Source organism: Caulobacter sp. CCNWLW153, assembly GCF_036889365.1.
GTDB lineage: Bacteria > Pseudomonadota > Alphaproteobacteria > Caulobacterales > Caulobacteraceae > Caulobacter > Caulobacter radicis.
Genome location: NZ_JBAKFV010000001.1, coordinates 738,531 through 755,612 on the forward strand (window position 1 = coordinate 738,531; position 17,082 = coordinate 755,612).

At 67.9% G+C, this 17,082-nt stretch carries 14 protein-coding genes; 10 read left to right on the forward strand and 4 right to left on the reverse strand.

Translation table 11 applies throughout. The features are described 5' to 3' along the window. The first annotated feature begins 70 nt into the window (after positions 1-70). Complete coding sequence (locus V6S85_RS03330) at positions 71-2,113, forward strand: multicopper oxidase family protein (protein ID WP_334348045.1); 2,043 nt, start codon at positions 71-73, stop codon at positions 2,111-2,113. Positions 2,114-2,179: 66 nt separating this feature from the next. Here the strand turns inward: V6S85_RS03330 and trpE are convergent, their stop codons facing one another. Next, positions 2,180-3,715 (reverse strand): anthranilate synthase component I, encoded by a 1,536-nt coding sequence (trpE, locus tag V6S85_RS03335; protein WP_116565953.1) that lies wholly within the window; start codon positions 3,713-3,715, stop codon positions 2,180-2,182. Continuing rightward, the gene (locus V6S85_RS03340; RefSeq protein WP_334348046.1) at positions 3,712-5,682 is read right to left on the reverse strand and encodes a peptidylprolyl isomerase; all 1,971 of its coding nucleotides are present in this window, start codon (positions 5,680-5,682) and stop codon (positions 3,712-3,714) included. Before V6S85_RS03340 ends, trpE begins: the two co-directional genes overlap by 4 nt. 166 nt (positions 5,683-5,848) lie before the next feature. On the opposite strand from V6S85_RS03340, the gene tpiA reads away from it, so the two are divergent. Then, entirely contained in the window at positions 5,849-6,610 is a 762-nt protein-coding gene (gene tpiA / locus V6S85_RS03345; protein ID WP_116565957.1) for a triose-phosphate isomerase, read from the forward strand. Between the two features lie 690 nt (positions 6,611-7,300). Here tpiA and V6S85_RS03350 read toward each other — a convergent pair. Next, the gene (locus V6S85_RS03350) at positions 7,301-7,816 is read right to left on the reverse strand and encodes a GNAT family N-acetyltransferase (protein ID WP_116565959.1); all 516 of its coding nucleotides are present in this window, start codon (positions 7,814-7,816) and stop codon (positions 7,301-7,303) included. 158 nt (positions 7,817-7,974) lie between these two features. Between V6S85_RS03350 and secG the strand changes: the two genes are divergently transcribed. From secG to eno, 5 genes are all read left to right on the forward strand, one after another. After that, positions 7,975-8,415 carry a preprotein translocase subunit SecG gene (gene secG, locus V6S85_RS03355; RefSeq protein ID WP_116565961.1) on the forward strand — a complete coding sequence of 147 codons (441 nt, stop codon included), beginning with the start codon at positions 7,975-7,977 and terminating at the stop codon, positions 8,413-8,415. A gap of 77 nt (positions 8,416-8,492) precedes the next feature. After that, a complete protein-coding gene (locus V6S85_RS03360; protein ID WP_058348874.1) occupies positions 8,493-10,145 on the forward strand; it encodes a CTP synthase in 1,653 nt (550 codons plus the stop codon). Between the two features lie 116 nt (positions 10,146-10,261). Then, positions 10,262-10,444, forward strand: a complete 183-nt coding sequence (gene rpmF / locus V6S85_RS03365) for a 50S ribosomal protein L32 (RefSeq protein ID WP_007671126.1) — start codon at positions 10,262-10,264, stop codon at positions 10,442-10,444. 228 nt (positions 10,445-10,672) lie between these two features. Further along, on the forward strand, positions 10,673-11,659 hold the full coding sequence (locus V6S85_RS03370; RefSeq protein WP_334348048.1) for a retroviral-like aspartic protease family protein: 987 nt from the start codon (positions 10,673-10,675) through the stop codon (positions 11,657-11,659). Between the two features lie 94 nt (positions 11,660-11,753). Continuing rightward, positions 11,754-13,034 (forward strand): phosphopyruvate hydratase, encoded by a 1,281-nt coding sequence (gene eno / locus V6S85_RS03375; RefSeq protein ID WP_116565965.1) that lies wholly within the window; start codon positions 11,754-11,756, stop codon positions 13,032-13,034. Positions 13,035-13,124: 90 nt separating this feature from the next. Here eno and V6S85_RS03380 read toward each other — a convergent pair whose 3' ends face one another. Next, the gene (locus V6S85_RS03380; protein ID WP_334348049.1) at positions 13,125-13,706 is read right to left on the reverse strand and encodes a hypothetical protein; all 582 of its coding nucleotides are present in this window, start codon (positions 13,704-13,706) and stop codon (positions 13,125-13,127) included. Positions 13,707-14,097: 391 nt separating this feature from the next. On the opposite strand from V6S85_RS03380, the gene V6S85_RS03385 reads away from it, so the two are divergent. The 3 genes from V6S85_RS03385 (at position 14,098) to V6S85_RS03395 (ending at position 16,953) form a co-directional block, all read left to right on the forward strand. Further along, positions 14,098-14,394 (forward strand): FtsB family cell division protein, encoded by a 297-nt coding sequence (locus tag V6S85_RS03385; protein ID WP_058348879.1) that lies wholly within the window; start codon positions 14,098-14,100, stop codon positions 14,392-14,394. Positions 14,395-14,569: 175 nt separating this feature from the next. After that, positions 14,570-15,601, forward strand: coding sequence for a pyruvate dehydrogenase (acetyl-transferring) E1 component subunit alpha (gene pdhA, locus V6S85_RS03390; protein WP_334348050.1), 1,032 nt, complete (start codon positions 14,570-14,572; stop codon positions 15,599-15,601). Next, the gene (locus tag V6S85_RS03395) at positions 15,598-16,953 is read left to right on the forward strand and encodes a pyruvate dehydrogenase complex E1 component subunit beta (protein WP_116565971.1); all 1,356 of its coding nucleotides are present in this window, start codon (positions 15,598-15,600) and stop codon (positions 16,951-16,953) included. Before pdhA ends, V6S85_RS03395 begins: the two co-directional genes overlap by 4 nt. Positions 16,954-17,082: the final 129 nt, after the last annotated feature.

Genomic DNA, 17,082 nt, shown 5'->3' on the forward strand with positions numbered 1-17,082 from the left:
GTGAATTCGACTTGAACGACTCTGGCGGTGCTCTCACCCTCCGGCGATTTTCGGACGCAGGGGGTGCTTCATGCGAAAACTCGGATTGCTGGGCGGCGCGGCCGTCGCCCTGGGCTTCATGGCAGGCGCGGCGGCGGCCCAGGATGCGCCGTTCTCGGATCCGCCGGTCCTGACCACCGTGGCGCCCGGCGCGGCCACGCCCGAGGAGCGCCTCGAGATCTTCGGCGAGCTGCCGGCCCCGCCGCCGTCGGGCGACGAGGTCGTGGCCCGCCTCGACGTGGTGCTGCTGCCGTCCAAGATCTGGAACGCCAACAGCGGCATGACCGACGAGGTCGAGCTGCGGGCCTATCGCGACGCCCTGCATCCGGCCGAGCCCGGCCGTCCGTACGTCGCCCCGACCCTGGTCTCGCGTCCCGGCCAGACCGTGCGGGTCAAGATCCGCAACCTGCTGCCGGCCGAAGCCAACTGCCCGGGCCACCCAGAGGACATCAACGTCCCGCACTGCTTCAACACCACCAACCTGCACAGCCACGGCCTGTGGGTCAGCCCGGCCGGCATCAGCGACAACGTGCTGCGCCAGCTGCCGCCCAACCCCGACTTCACCTACGAGTACGAGTACAACATCCCCGGCGACCATCCGGCCGGCACCTTCTGGTACCACCCGCACGTCCACGGCTCGACGGCGATCCAGGTGGCCAGCGGCCTGGCCGGGGCTCTGGTCATCAAGGGCGACCGCCTGCCGCGCGTCGACGCGGAGACCAAGGCGGTCATCCCGGGCGACGTCGACCTGCTGCTGCGCAAGGCGCCCGACCACGTCTTCGTGCTGCAGCAGATCCAGTACGCCTGCCGCGGCGCGGACGGCAAACCCAAGACCAACGGCGACGGCACCTGGCGTTGCGACAAGGGCGAGGTCGGCAAGCTCGACGGCTACGACCTGTTCGGCGGTCCGCGCTGGAAGACATCCGGCCGCTTCACCACGGTCAACGGCGCCACTGTGGAGCTGCTCGAGCAGAAGGCCGTGGCCGGCGCGCCCGAGCGCTGGCGCTTCGTCCACGGCGGCGTGGCCGACACCGTGAAGGTCTCGATCCGCAAGCGCACCGGCAAGAAGTCGCTGGAGGCCATCGCCAAGGCCGGCGCCATCTCGCAGGACGCCCTGATCGCCAAGGAATGCGCGCCGTCCAGCCAGGCCGTCGCCCAGTTCGAGATCGCCGCCGACGGCTTGACCCGCGATGCGGTGCTGGAGCGGACCTCGACGGTCCTTCAGCCGGGCTATCGCAGCGACATCCTGGTCAGCTTCCCCGAGGCCGGCTCCTACTGCGTGATCGACGAACAGGTCGACGTGAAGAAGGACGCCATCGAGGGCAGCTCCGACCGTCGCCAGCTTCTGTTCCTCGTCGACGTCGTCGCCGGCCAGCCCAAGGCCGCCACGCCGCGCGACCAGGTCAAGACGCTGCTGGTCGAGGCCGCCCGCAACCTGCCGATCACCGATCCGGCCCTGGCCGAGAGCGTCGTGGCCGGCCTGGATCGCGACCTGTCGCTGGCCGCCTTCAAGCCGCACGCCAGCCTGCTGCAGGCCCGGATCGACCACGACCAGCCGCTGATCTTCTCGCTCAGCAAGGGCAAGCCGACCAAGCCGGGCGGCAAGACCGGGCCTGGCGTGGGCCGCACGGTGGACACCATCCGCCGTTTCGATCCGGACGACTTCTCGCGCACCCTGGTGCTGGGCGACACCGACCGCTGGACGCTGGAGACCGACGACGTCGGCCACCCGTTCCACATCCACGTCAATCCGTTCGAAGTCGAATCGGTGATCGACAAGGACGGCGCCGACCTGACCCAGCAGGCAGGCTCGCAGTATTTCGGCATGAAGGGCGTGTTCAAGGACACCGTCTTCGTCGAGCCGGGCGTCAAGGTGAACGTGCGCAGCCACTACGCGCGCTACATCGGCGACTTCGTCCTGCACTGCCACATCCTCAACCACGAGGACGCCGGCATGATGGAGATGGTCCGCATCGCCGACCGCGGTCCCGACGGCAAGCCGATGGCGCTGGGTCACGGCCTGACCGACGCCGTGGGCCCCGAAGGCGCGGCCCGGCCCCACACCGGCCACTGACCGGGCCTGAAACGACAAAGGGGCGGCCGATCGGCCGCCCCTTCTTCTTTTCCGCTGCAAGTCCGATCAGGCGAAGCGCCAGGCTTCCTCGGCGGCGCGCTTGAGGGCGCGGGACTTGTGCAGGGTCTCGTCGTACTCGGCGTCGGGGTCGCTGTCGGCGACCACGCCGCCGCCGGCCTGGACGTACATCATGCCGTCCTTGACCAGGGCCGTGCGCAGCACGATGCAGGTGTCCACCGAGCCGTCGGCGCCGATGTAGCCCACCGCGCCGGCATAGCCGATGCCGCGCTTTTCGACTTCCAGCTCGTCGATGATCTCCATCGCCCGAACCTTCGGCGCGCCCGACAGCGTGCCGGCGGGCAGGGCGGCCATCAGCACGTCCACCGGATCGACGTTCGTGGGCGCGTCGCCCTCGACGTTCGAGACGATGTGCATCACGTGGCTGTAGCGCTCGATCGTGAAGCTGTCGGTGACGCGCACGTTGGCGTGCTTGCCGGCCTTGGGCTTCTCGTTCGAGCCCGATTGGCCCAGCATGGCCACGCGGCCCACGTCGTTGCGGCCCAGGTCCAGCAGCATCAGGTGCTCGGACCGTTCCTTGGGATCAGCCAGCAGTTCCTTTTCCAGCGCCAGGTCTTCTTCGGGCGTGGCGCCGCGCGGGCGGGTGCCGGCGATCGGGCGGATGGTGATCTTGCCGTCGCGCAGGCGCACCAGGATCTCGGGGCTGGAGCCCACCAGGTTGAAGCCGTCCAGGTCCAGGAAGAACAGGAACGGCGACGGGTTGGTCCGGCGCAGCGAGCGGTAGAGGGCGAAGGCGTCCAGGCCGAAGGGGGCCCGGAAGCGATGGCTGGGCACCACCTGGAAGATGTCGCCGGCCCGGATGTACTCCTTGGCCTTCTCGACGACCTCGCGATAGTCCTCGCGGCTGACCGGGGTGGTGAACTCCATCGGGCCCTGGGGGGCGCGAGGCGCGTCGTGGGCCAGCGGGCGGCGCAGGTCCGCCATCACCGTCTCGATGCGCTGGCGGGCCGCCGCATAGGCTTCCTTGGCCGACACGCCGGGCGCCGGGCGCGCCGTCGTGGTCAGGATGATCTCCTGGGCGATGGCGTCGAACACGGCCACGATCGAAGGCCGGGTCATGATCCCGTCGGGCAAGCCCAGCGCGTCCGGATTGATGTCCGGCAGCTTCTCGACAAGGCGCACGGTGTCGTAGCCGAGCGCGCCGAAGATCCCCGCCGCCATCGGCGGCAGCCCGGCCGGCAGGTCCATCTTCGACTGAGCGATCAGGTCGCGCAGGCTGTCCAGCGCGCCGCCTTCCAGGGCTTCGAACCTGCCGGCGGCGATGTCGTCGCCGCGGGCGATCTCGGCCTTGTCGCCGCGGCAGCGCCAGACGACGTCCGGCTTCATCGCCACGATCGAGTAGCGGCCGCGCCAGGCGCCGCCCTCGACGCTTTCGAACAGGAAGGCGTAGGGGCGGCCGTGGCCGATCTTCAGATAGGCCGAGACCGGAGTCTCCAGATCGTCGATCAGCCGCGTCCAGACCAGCTGCGGAAGGCCGGCGTCGTAGCCGGCCGCGAAGGCGTCGAAGCCGGGCTCGAGGCTCATTGAGCCGCGGCCTTCTTGGCGCCGCCCTTGGCCGCGCCGTCCTTCTCGGCCTTGGCCAGGGCCTCGGTGTCGACGCCGATGGCCTGGCGAGCCAGGTCCAGGTTCAGCTTGGGCTTCAGCTTGTCGCGGGCGGCCGTGCGGCCGGCCTGACCGATGTCGCGCATGTAGGCCATGCTGGTCTGCGGGCGCATGGTCTCGGTGGCGCGGGCGATCTCGGCGTTGTCGCCGGCGCGGACGGAGTCGATGCGGCCGACCACGTAGCCGACCTGCGGGGCGCGGGCGGCGAAGACCTCGCCGGGCTTGGCGTTGAACGAGGCGATCAGCAGGTCGCGGCCCAGGGCCTGGTGCTGCTGGGCGTTCTCGCGCGACAGGCCCGCCACCTTCATGACCTTGGCGTTGGCCGAGGCGGCGACGGCTTCCATCGATTCGCCCTTGCGGACGCGGACGGCCAGTTCGTCGGCCTTGGCCTTCAGGCGCTTGACCAGCTCGTTGATCATCCACTGCTGGGCCAGCGGCTGGCGAACCTCGGCCAGCGGGGGCAGGGCGGCCTTGTTCACCTTCTCGACGCGGACGGCGAAGTATTCGCCCTTACCCGCTTCGATCAGGTCGCTTTCGCCGCCGGCCGGCAGGGCGAAGGCGGCCTTCAGCACGTCCGGGGTCAGGCCCGCGGCCGGCTGGCCGCCGAGGTCCGTGCCTTGCGCGGTGAGCGGGGCGGTCGTGACCACCAGGGCGCCGGCCTTGCCGGCGGCGTCGACGACGTTGGCGCCGCCGTCGCGGGCGTCCTGGAAGGCCTGGGTCTGGTCATAGGCCTTGGACTGGGCGGCCTGGACGCGCAGGTCGGCTTCGATCTGCGGGCGGGCGGCTTCCAGCGAGGCGGCCTTGGCGGCGTTGATCTTCAGCACCTTGATGACCGACAGGCCCAGTTCGCCGGCGATCGGCGCGCTGACCTGGCCCTCGCCGAGCGTGAAGGCGGCGTCGGCCACCTTGCGGTCGGGCAGGGCGGTCTTGGGCTTGTCGAGGATCGTCACCGGCTGCTTGCCGTAGGCCTTGGCCACGTCGGCCGGGGCCTCGCCCTTGCGCAGGCGGTCGGCGATGGCGGCGGCGGCCTTGGCGTCCGGGGCGACGATCTGCACCAGCGAGCGGGTTTCCGGCTGGGCCAGGGTGTCCTTGCGGAAGTCGAAGGTCTTCTGCACTTCGGCCGGGTCGACGGTCACCGACGGCTCCAGGGCCTGGGCGCTGAAGCGCACGACCGACAGGACGCGGGTCTCGGGCAGAGTCAGGCGGGCGGCGTTCTCGGTCATGAACGCCTGCAGTTGGGCGTCGGTCGGCGCGGCCGGCTGCTCGACGCTGGTCGGATTGATGGCGAAGGCCGAAAGCTCGCGGCTCTCCAGGCCATAGACGGCCTGCAGGGCCGAGTAGATGCGCGGGGTGCGCAGGCCGTTGGCGACGCTGGCGTAGAACTGCGACTGGGCGATCTCGTCGCGCAGCGAGGCCTCGTAGGCGGCCGGGGTCATGCCGTTGTCGGCCAGCAGGCGCTGGTACATCTGCTTGTCGAACTTGCCGGTCACCGGGTCGAACGGACGCGTGCCGGGCGGCAGCTGGCTCAGCTGCTTGTGCAGCGTTTCGCCGACCAAGGCCTCGGACGGGCGCACGCCCATCTTCTTGATCAGTTCGGCCATCGATTCCTGCAGCGCCAGTTCCTGCAGCATGCCGCGGTCGACGCCGCGCTGGACGGCCTCGTCCGGCGTCAGGGTCTGGCCCTGCTGCTGCAACTGGTTGCGATAGTTGTCGAAGCGCGTCTTGAAGTCCTCGGGCGAAACCGAGCGCGAGCCGACCACGATCACCTTGTTGGCGCTGGGGCGGCTGAAGACGTCGCTGATCCCGAAGATCGCGAAGCTGACGATCAGCAGGGCGAACAGGACGATCGCGAAGGGCGATTTGGCGAAAGAGCGAAAGCCGGCGAGCATGACGTTTGAAACTACCTTCTTCGATTCCGCCCAATTGCGTGCGCATGGGCGACCGCCCTGGGGCGACGCATCCGATGCGAGCAAGCGGGTATAGTAGAGGCCAAGGTGCGTGAGCAAGCCGAAGCGGACTTGACTTACCAAGGGAGCGCGTCCCCAAAGCCACCTCATGACCGTTTCTCTTACGACGCCCCGGCCGTTGATCGCCGGGAACTGGAAGATGTTCGGCCTTGAGGCTTCGCTCGACGAGGCCAGAGCCGTGGCCGCCGCGGTGGCGCAAACCCCGCCCGCGGCGCGTGTCGCCATCTGTCCGCCCGCCACCTTGCTGCACCGCATGTCCGAGGCCCTTTCGGGCGAGTCGGTGAGCGTCGGCGGCCAGGACTGCCACGCCGCGCCGCAAGGGGCCTACACCGGCGACATCTCCGCGCCGATGCTCGCCGACGCCGGCGCGACGCTGGTGATTCTCGGTCACTCCGAGCGTCGCGGCAGCTACGACGAGACCTGCGAGGAAGTGTCGGCCAAGGTGCTGGCCGCGCTGGCCGCCGGCCTGGAGCCGGTGATCTGCCTGGGCGAGACCCTGGCCCAGCGCGAGGCCGGACAGGCCGAACCGATCGTCACTGGCCAGGCCCGCAACTCCCTGCCCGACGAACTGGCCGGCCAGGCCTTCGCCGTCGCCTACGAGCCCGTCTGGGCCATCGGCACCGGCCTGACCCCGACCATCGCCGACATCGGCGCCATCCACGCGGCCATCCGCGCCGTGCTGGTCGAGCGCTTCGGCGAGCACGGCGCGACGGTCCCGATTCTCTACGGCGGCTCGGTGAAGCCCGAGAACGCCGCCGAGATCCTGGCGGTCCCCGAAGTCGGCGGCGCCCTGGTCGGCGGCGCCTCGCTGAAGGCCAAGGACTTCCTGGCCATCATCGCGGCGGCTTGAGGAACAGAGCCCTTCCCCCATCAAGGGGAAGGGAGAAGGCGGGCTGACGGGGATAGAGCAGCGTCGATCCCCGGCGCTCGCCGAAAACTCCTGAACAAATCCAATCGCTTCCAACTTTCTCAAGCGCCTGGATCAGACGCGCTCGAACCCGCCGTACAATCTACCCGTCTCGCCGCACCGAAGGGGCGCACGGCCAGCGACCATGCGGCGGCGGGATGCAGTCGAGCGGGAATGAGTCCGGCCAGGAAAGCCGGACGCTCGGGGACCTGGCGCTGGCCAGGCCCGCCCGCCGTCGGCTTCGTCGGGGATAGACGGGAGAGACGCTCCTACCCAGGACCCTCCCGCCCCGCGGCGCGCCTTCCGGGAAACCGGCGGGCGCGCTCCGGCAAGGCGTCAACAGCGCCGCCGGCCGGAGGCTGACGCATAACGGCGGCGCGGAGCGCCCGGCTTCGTCGAAACGGTAACTTGCTCAAAACAGCTTCCGGGCGTCGCCCGGGCGCCCCGCACCCCTTCGATCAACTCGCAGCCAAGGCGCGAGGCCGAAAAGCCGCGCCCCAAAATCCTCCCCCTCTGGGGGAGGCGGCCCGAAGGGCCGGAGGGGGGCCGTTTTCAGCTTCCGCTGCGCCGGAAAGTCTCCCCCCACCGATCGCTGACGCGATCGCCTCCCCCTTCAGGGAGAGCAGCCCGGGTTCAAAGCTCCAGGTCGAACAACCTGCCGTCCCGGCGTTCGCCGTCGCGGTCGACCTGGCCCTTCAGGTAGGCCGCGCCCTTGAAGCCCAGGCGCTCCAGCAGCTTCTCGGCGCGGGCGTCGCCCACCTGGGTGCGGGCGATGATGTGCTTGAGCTCACTGGCGGCGGCGTGGGCGAGGAGGGCGGTCACCGCCTCGTGGGCGTAGCCGCGGCCCCAGCTTTCGCGGGCGACGATGAAACGCAGTTCGGCCCGGTGGCGGCGCTCGTCGATCTCGACGAATTCGCAGGCGCCGACGAAGTCGCCGGTCGCGGTCAGCCGGACGGTCCAGTAGAGGGCCGTCCCGGCCTGCATGTCCTCGACCTGGCCGACGACGCAGGCCGCCACCTCGTCCGGATCCTCCAGCGGCGCGCGGTCCCAATGGGCCATCAGCTCCGGATCGCTGAGGAACGGATAGATGAGCGGAGCGTCTTCGGCGACCAGCGGCTTCAGCGTCAGGCGTTCGGTCTCGAGAATCATGCGCGCCCTAAAACTTGAAATTGGGGAACTTGAATTGGGAAACTTGAGTTGGCCGGCCGTCGCCCCACCTATGGCGTGCGCGCGCCGGTAGTGGTAGAGGGGCCGCTTCGTTTTTCACAGTCGGTTCGCCGGCTGCCCGGATCGAGAACTGTTTCGTCATGCTCATCGGCATCCTGCTGGCCATCAACATCATCGTCTGCATCACGCTGATCGGCTTCGTGCTGCTCCAGCGTTCGGAGGGCGGGGCCCTCGGCATGGGCGGCGGCGGCGCCGGCAGCTTCATGACCGCGCGCGGCGCGGGCGACTTCATGACCCGCATGACCTGGATCCTGTTCTCGGTGTTCCTGGTCATCAGCCTGGTGCTGACCGTCCTGACGGGCCGCATCGGCGGCGCCGATTCGGTGGTCGACAAGCTGAAGATCGACAGCCTCGACACCAAGACCCTGAACGCCCCGGCCGCTCCGAGCGTCCCGGCTCCGGGTTCGGCCGTCCCGGCTCCGGGCGCGACCGCTCCGAGCGCCGTGCCGGCTCCGCAACTCAGCGTTCCGGCTCCGGCCGCCCCGGCGCCGGCCGCTCCGGCCCAGACCCCCGCCCAATAAGGGTGGGGGAGCGAAACTTGTTTATGAACGTCGGTCTTTTCGCCGCGATCGCCGAATCGCGGGTAATCTGAGCGCCCATGACGCGGTACATCTTCATCACCGGCGGCGTGGTTTCCTCCCTTGGAAAAGGCCTCGCCTCCGCAGCGCTGGGCGCTCTCCTGCAGGCTCGTGGCTACACGGTTCGCCTGCGTAAGCTCGACCCCTATCTCAACGTCGATCCGGGCACCATGAGCCCGTATCAGCACGGCGAGGTGTTCGTCACCGACGACGGGGCCGAGACCGACCTTGATCTGGGGCACTACGAGCGCTTCACCGGCGTGTCGGCCAAGAAGGCCGACAACATCACCACCGGCCAGATCTACAAGACGATCATCGAGAAGGAGCGCCGCGGCGACTATCTGGGCGCGACCGTCCAGGTGATTCCGCACGTGACCAACGAGATCAAGGACTTCGTCCTCTCGCCCGCCATGGACGAGACGGGCCAGAAGCCGGTCGACTTCGTGCTGGTCGAGATCGGCGGCACCGTCGGCGACATCGAGGGCCTGCCGTTCTTCGAGGCCATCCGCCAACTGCGCCAGGACCTGCCGCGCGGCCAGAGCTGCTACGTGCACCTCACCTTGCTGCCGTTCATCAAGACGGCCGGCGAGATGAAGACCAAGCCGACCCAGCACTCGGTCAAGGAACTGCGCTCCATCGGCATCCAGCCGGACATCCTGCTGTGCCGTTGCGAGCAGGAGATCCCGGTCGAGGAAAAGCGCAAGATCGCCCAGTTCTGCAACGTGCGCCCGAGCGCCGTGATCCAGGCGCTGGACAGCTCCTCGATCTACGCGGTGCCGATCGACTATCACAAGGAAGGCCTCGACGCCGAAGTGCTCGACGTCTTCGGCATGGGCGACGCCCCCAAGCCCGACCTGTCGCGCTGGGAAGCCATCGACAACACCGTCCAGCATCCGGACGGCGAGGTCACGATCGCGGTCGTCGGCAAGTACACCGTGCTGAAGGACGCCTATAAGTCCCTCATCGAGGCCCTGCACCACGGCGGCCTGGCCAACAAGGTCAAGGTCAACCTGGACTGGGTCGAGAGCGAGACCTTCGAGGGCGACGAGGGCGCGGCCGCGGCCCGTCTCGAGAACGCCCACGCCATCATGGTGCCCGGCGGTTTCGGCGAGCGCGGCGCGGAAGGCAAGATCCGGGCGGCCCAGTTCGCCCGCGAGCGCAAGGTGCCGTACTTCGGCATCTGCTTCGGCATGCAGATGGCCGTCATCGAGACCCTGCGCAACGTCGCGGGAATCACCGACGCCAGCTCCAGCGAGTTCGGCCCCACCGACCGTCCGGTCGTCGGCCTGATGACCGAGTGGATCAAGGGCAACGAGATGGTCTCGCGCAAGGCCGGCGACGACCTGGGCGGCACCATGCGCCTGGGCGCCTACGACGCGGTGCTGCAGCAGGGCTCTAAGGTCGCCGAGATCTACGGCGGGACCGAGATCGTCGAACGCCACCGTCACCGCTACGAGGTCAACATCGGCTACAGCCACAAGATGGAGGAGGCGGGTCTCAAGCTGACCGGTCGTTCTCCGGACGGCGTGCTGCCCGAGATCGTCGAGCGCGACGACCATCCGTGGTTCATCGGCGTGCAGTTCCACCCGGAACTGAAGAGCCGTCCGTTCGCCCCGCACCCCCTGTTCGCCAGCTTCATCGCGGCGGCCAAGGAGCACGGGCGACTGGTCTGAACTGGCGAGTTGCATGTCTGGAGAGATTCAGGCATAAGCGCGCCCTCACGCGGCGGCTAGGGTCGAACCCGAGTCGCCGCTTTCGATTTTCACGCTCAGCGAGCAGAGTCACTCCGATGGCCGTTCCTAAAAGAAAAACTTCGCCTTCTCGCCGGAACATGCGCCGGTCGCACCACGCCCTGGGCGCTAACTCCTTCGTGGAAGACAAGGACTCGGGCGAGCTGCGTCGTCCGCACCACGTCGACCTGAAGACCGGCCTGTACAACGGCAAGCAGATCCTGACCCCGAAGGAAGACTAAGGTCTTCCTTCCTCGCGCGGCCCCCTTCGAGGGCGTCGCGCCAGGATTTCGCGTCTGACGCTTCGAAAGCGCCGCCCGGCTCGCCTGGGCGGCGCTTTTCGTCGTTTCCAGGCCCAAGCGGTGCTACGATGACCTCCGGATCGCCATAGGGACGATCCCAACAAAGCCAGGAGCGCGGTCAGCGCCCGCAAGGCGCGATCGAGACTCCGGCGGACTGGGAGGTTCGCCATGTTCACGCGTCGCGCGCTCGCCTCCGGCCTGGGCGCGTCCCTGGCCCTGGGCGCCGCACCGTTCTCGGCCCATGCCCTTTCGCCAGGCCAGGTTTCTCCGACCACGCCCGTCGCGCCGCCGCCAGCCTCGCCCGTGCCGCTCTACATCATCGACGCGGCGATCGACGATTCCGAGCGGATGACCGTCGAGACCATGATCAACGGCCGCGGGCCATATCGCTTCGTCGTCGATTCGGGCGCGGACCGCTCGGTCGTCTCCGAGGCCCTCGCCGCCAGCCTTGCCCTGCCGCGAGGGCGAGACGTCATGGTCCACGGCATCGGCGGCTCGGCCGTGACCCCCACGGCCCATATCGACCAGCTGGTCTCCGGCGAGGCGCGCCTGGCCGGCGTCGAGCTTCCGATCCTGCCGCCCGAGCGGGTCGGCGGCGACGGCCTGCTGGGCATCGACATCCTGCAGGACCGTTCGGTGGTCATGGACTTCAAGCGCAAGCGCCTGGAGGTCCGTCACAGCACGCCCGAGTACCGCTTCTTCCGCCGCGCCCAGGAGGTGCAGGTCGTCGCCGACCAGAAGTTCGGCCGCCTGACCATCGTCAACTGCCGGATCAACAACATCCGCACCCTGGCCTTCATCGACTCCGGCGCGGGCACGTCGATCGGCAACATGGCCCTGTCGCGCGCCATCCAGGCCAAGCAGCGCAAGGGCGCCGATCCGGCCCTGGCCGTCCGCCTGCAGGGCGTGGCCGGCGGCGAGACCATCGGCGAGTACCGGATCATCAGGTCGATGAACATGGGCGAACTGCGCATGACCAACCTGGCCGTGGTCTTCGCCGACCTGCACATCTTCGATCACTGGAAGATCAGCGACAAACCCGCGATCCTGCTGGGCGTAGACGTCCTCAAGCTGTTCGCCCGGGTGGAGCTGGACTTCGGCGCCGAGCAGCTGCTGTTTCGGCTGGGAGCGGAGCGGCCGACGCTGCAGGCCTGACGCGGCGGAACTTCACGCTGGTCGAACGCCGGTCTTGGTTGCGGCGACGCAGCGCGGCGGCTAAGGGGAAGCGCCTTTTCTTTCGGGAGCTCCCATGACCGAGATCGTCGACATCATCGCCCGCGAAATCCTCGACAGCCGCGGCAATCCGACGGTCGAGGTCGACGTCGTCCTCGAGGACGGCGCCTTCGGTCGCGCCGCGGTGCCGTCGGGCGCCTCGACCGGCGCCCACGAAGCCGTCGAAAAGCGTGACGGCGACAAGTCGCGCTACCTGGGCAAGGGTGTCCGCCAGGCCGTCGACGCCGTCAACGGCGAGATCTTCGACGCGCTGTCGGGCGTCGACGCCGAAGACCAGCGCCGCATCGACAGCCTGCTGATCGGCCTGGACGGCACGCCGAACAAGTCGCGCCTTGGCGCCAACGCCATCCTCGGCGTGTCTCTCGCCGTGGCCAAGGCCGCCGCCGAGTCGGCCGGCCTGCCGCTGCACCGCTACATTGGCGGCGTGAACGCCCGCGTCCTGCCGACCCCGATGATGAACATCATCAACGGCGGCGCCCACGCCGACAACCCGATCGACATCCAGGAGTTCATGATCCTGCCGACCGGCGCGGCCAGCTTCTCCGAAGCCCTGCGCATGGGCGCCGAGATCTTCCACGGCCTGAAGAAGGCCCTGAAGGACGCCGGCCACAACACCAACGTCGGCGACGAAGGCGGCTTCGCTCCGAACCTCGCCTCGGCGGAAGCCGCGCTCGACTTCATCGTCAAGGCCGGTGAAGCCGCGGGCTACAAGGCCGGCGACGACTTCCTGCTGGGCCTCGACGTCGCCTCGACCGAGTTCTTCAAGAACGGCAAGTACGAGCTGGAAGGCGAGGGCAAGTCGCTCGACCCGGCCCAGATGGTCGACTACCTCGCCGACCTAGTCGCCAAGTTCCCGATCGCCTCGATCGAGGACGGCATGGCCGAAGACGACTTCGACGGCTGGAAGCTGCTGACCGACACCCTGGGCAAGAAGGTCCAGCTGGTCGGCGACGACCTGTTCGTCACCAACCCGGCCCGCCTGCAGATCGGCCTCGACAAGGGCCTGGCCAACTCGATCCTCGTGAAGGTCAACCAGATCGGTACGCTGTCGGAAACCATCGACGCCGTCGAGCTGGCCCACCGCCACGGCTACACCAGCGTCATGAGCCACCGCTCGGGCGAGACCGAGGACAGCACCATCGCCGACCTGGCGGTGGCCCTGAACTGCGGTCAGATCAAGACCGGCTCGCTGGCCCGTTCGGACCGGCTGGCCAAGTACAACCAACTCCTGCGCATCGAGCAGCAGCTGGAAGACCAGGGCGTCTATGCCGGCCGCGCCGCCCTCAAGGGCCGCTGATCGGATCCATCCTCGGATGAACAAGAGCGCGTCGGGTTCGCCCGGCGCGCTTTTTGTTTGGGCCCGGCATTGTCTTGGCCCCGGCCGACGTCAGCCCTTCAGCAGCTGCGCTCTGGCCCGGATGTCGGCCAGGGTGACGTCCTTCTTCATGACCATGTAGCCGGTCACGGCGTGCCAGCCGTCCTCGCCGACGCCGCCTGTGTCGCCGTCGGTGACCGAGCCCGTGACGCGATCCGTTGTCGGCATGACGGGTTTGCCGGGCAGGGCGATGTCGCCCAGCACCAGGTCGTTGGCGTCGTTGGTGCGGTTGCGCCAGCCGCAGGTCTCGAAACGCACCAGGCGCTCGGGCGCGAAGGCCTGGGTCAGCAGCATCAGCTTCATCGTGCCCGTGGCGGCGATCTCGGCCTGCTGCATGGCCTTCACCTCCAGCCGCGACACCGCCCGGCCGTAGGTGACCCAGCGATCCTCGCCCTCCCACAGCGTGCGGAAGATCGAGGCGTTCATCGGAATGATGAGACCGCCGCCGAAATCCAGGCGGGGAGGGTCGCCCTTGATCATGTTCGGGCCGCCGCGGCGGCCTTTGACGACCCCGTCCTCGCTACGCTGCCGAGCGGCGGCGGGCAGGGCTATGGCGGCGCCCGCCAATCCGGCCAGGATCTGTCGTCGAAGCATGTCTTTCCTCCCCCGAGGCGCATCGATTTTTCGACATTCTAGGCGAGCATGTGGGTGATCGATCAACCCTTGCGGATGATTTCGCTGCCTCGACAGCGGCGATTCTGAGGCGCTGGCGCCTTCGAAACAGGCTTGACCGGCGTTCGACCAAAAAAGTTGGACCACATTTTTTCTATAAGCGTGGCCGCACTTTGAAAAACAGAGGTTTCCGATGCTCTCGCGAGTGCGAAGGAAATGCCGCGATGCGGTATCTCGATGCCCCTGAAACGGTCTCACTTGAAAGTATTTTCGCGTCGACCGCAAAGGACTTGCAAGCCCTTTGCGTCGTTGGGGATTTAGACCGTGTTAAGCACGTTCTGGCAGCCTGAAGCTCCCTGTCCGGGATTCGCCGATGTTCGCTCGACTGCAACCCTACCTGCCGACCGCGGCGCTCCTTCTCCTGATCACGTACTTCGTCTTTCACGCTCTGACGGGCGAGAGAGGCCTGCTTTCCTCGTCTCAACGCAACGCGGACTTGGCCGCCAAGACGATGGAACTTAAGAAGATCCGCGCTGAGAGGATGGACCTGGAGGCCCGGGCTCGTCTATTACGCAGCGGCAGCTTGTCGGCCGATCTTCTGGAGGAACGTGCGCGTTCGCTCCTTGGATATGCCGATCCCAAGGACTACGTGATCCGCACCAAGCGCTGAGCTGGGTCGGCTCCCGCCGGTCCTAAGCTGCCTTGTAGACCACGCTTCGAGTTGCAGCTCGAGGGGCGGTCTAGGCGTCAACACGAGCGTTCTCCAGCGCCGAAAGCCGCTTCGCGGCGGGCAATGGAAGCCTCTGAGATGAAGGCCGTTATGACGATTGGCCAGGGAGAGTTTAATGGCGCGAACGCGCAAGGGTGAAGCCCCGGCGGAGAAGGCTACCGACACCGGTGTCAACGCCTTCGTCGGCAAGGAAGAGCTTCTCAAATTCTATCAGGACATGCTGCTGATCCGCCGCTTCGAGGAGCGCGCTGGCCAGCTTTACGGCATGGGCCTGATCGGCGGGTTCTGCCACCTCTACATCGGTCAGGAAGCCATTGCGGTCGGCATGCAGTCGATCTCGCACAAGGGCGACCAGATCATCACCGGTTACCGTGACCACGGCCACATGCTGGCCGCCGGCATGGATCCGAAGGAAGTCATGGCCGAGCTCACCGGTCGCGCTGGCGGTTCGTCGCGCGGCAAGGGCGGCTCGATGCACATGTTCGACATCGCCACCGGCTTCTACGGCGGCCACGGCATCGTCGGCGCCCAGGTGGCGCTCGGCACCGGTCTGGCGCTGGCCAACCACTACCAGGGTAACGGCAACGTCTCGTACGCCTACTTCGGCGACGGCGCGGCCAACCAGGGCCAGGTCTACGAGAGCTTCAACATGGCCCAGCTGTGGAAGCTGCCGGTCGTGTACGTGATCGAGAACAACCAGTACGCCATGGGCACCAGCGTCGAGCGTTCGGCGTCGGAAACCGCCTTCCACAAGCGCGGCGTCTCGTTCCGGATCCCGGGCGAGGAAGTCGACGGCATGGACGTGGTGGCCGTGCGTGAAGCCGGCGCCCGCGCCAGCGAGCACGCCCGCAGCGGCCAAGGTCCCTACATCCTCGAGATGAAGACCTACCGCTATCGCGGCCACTCGATGTCGGACCCGGCCAAGTACCGCACCAAGGAAGAGGTCGACGAGGTCAAGACGACCCGCGATCCGATCGACCACATCAAGGAACGCCTGGCCGCGGCCGGCGTCACCGAGGACGATCTGAAGGTCGTCGACGGCGAAGTGAAGCGTATCGTGGCCGAAGCGGCCGAGTTCGCCCGCACCAGCCCCGAGCCGGATCCCTCCGAACTCTACACCGACGTATACCTGGAGGCCGCCGAGTGACGGACATCCTGATGCCCGCCCTTTCTCCGACCATGGAGGAAGGCACCCTGGCCAAGTGGCTCGTCAAGGAAGGCGACACCATCAAGGCCGGCGACGTGATCGCCGAAATCGAGACCGACAAGGCGACGATGGAAGTCGAAGCCGTCGACGAGGGCGTGGTCGAGGCCATCCTGGTTCCGGCCGGCTCGGAGAACGTCAAGGTCAACACGATCATCGCCAAGCTGGCGGGTGAAGACGGCGTCTCGGCGTCGGCTGCTCCGGCCGCCGCCCCGGTCGTCGCCGAAGCCGCTCCTGCTCCGGTCGCCGCGGCTCCGGCCCCGATCGCCGCCGCCTCGAACTTCGCGGACCCGGAACTGCCGGAAGGCACGCCGACCAAGAAGATCACCGTGCGCGACGCCCTGCGCGACGCCATGGCCGAAGAGATGCGCCGCGACGACCGCGTGTTCCTGATGGGCGAGGAAGTCGCCCAGTACCAGGGCGCCTACAAGGTCAGCCGCGAACTCCTGCAGGAGTTCGGCGACAAGCGCGTCATCGACACCCCGATCACCGAGCACGGCTTCGCCGGCATGGGCGTCGGTGCGGCGATGGCGGGCCTGAAGCCGATCGTCGAGTTCATGACCTGGAACTTCGCCATGCAGGCGATCGACCACATAATCAACTCGGCCGCCAAGACGCTCTACATGTCGGGTGGCCAGATCAAGTCGTCGATCGTGTTCCGCGGTCCGAACGGCGCGGCTTCGCGCGTCGGCGCCCAACACAGCCAGGACTACGCGGCCTGGTACGGCAACATCCCGGGCCTGAAGGTCATCGCGCCGTACGACGCGGCCGACGCCAAGGGCCTGCTGAAGGCCGCCATCCGCGACCCGAACCCGATCGTCTTCCTCGAACACGAGATGATGTACGGGCACGAGTTCGACATCCCGGACGTCGAGGACTACGTCGTGCCGATCGGCAAGGCCAAGGTTCGTCGTCAAGGTACGGACGTGACCCTGGTCGCCTACAGCCGCATGGTGGGCTTCGCCCTGCAGGCCGCTGAAGCGCTGGCCGCCGAGGGCATCTCGGCCGAGGTCGTCGACCTGCGGACCATCCGTCCGATGGACCACGCGACGATCCTGGAAAGCGTCAAGAAGACCAACCGCCTGGTCACGGTCGAGGAAGGCTGGGGCCCGATGGGCGTCGGCTCCGAGATCGTCGCCCGCATCACGGAGTTCGGCTTCGACTACCTGGACGCCCCGCCGCTGCGGGTCCACCAGGAAGACGTGCCGCTGCCCTATGCGGCCAACCTGGAAGCCCTGTCGCTGCCTTCGGTCGACAAGATCGTCAAGGCGGCCAAGGCGGTCTGCTACCGCTGAGACCGGCGCGGCCCCCGCTCCCGATGGGCGGGGGCCGCATCGTCTCGGCCAACGAATTCATCCCGCCCCCAGGGCGGGGTATCGTGGACGACGGCCCGGCCGACACCGTCCCGTACGATTGAGGAAAAA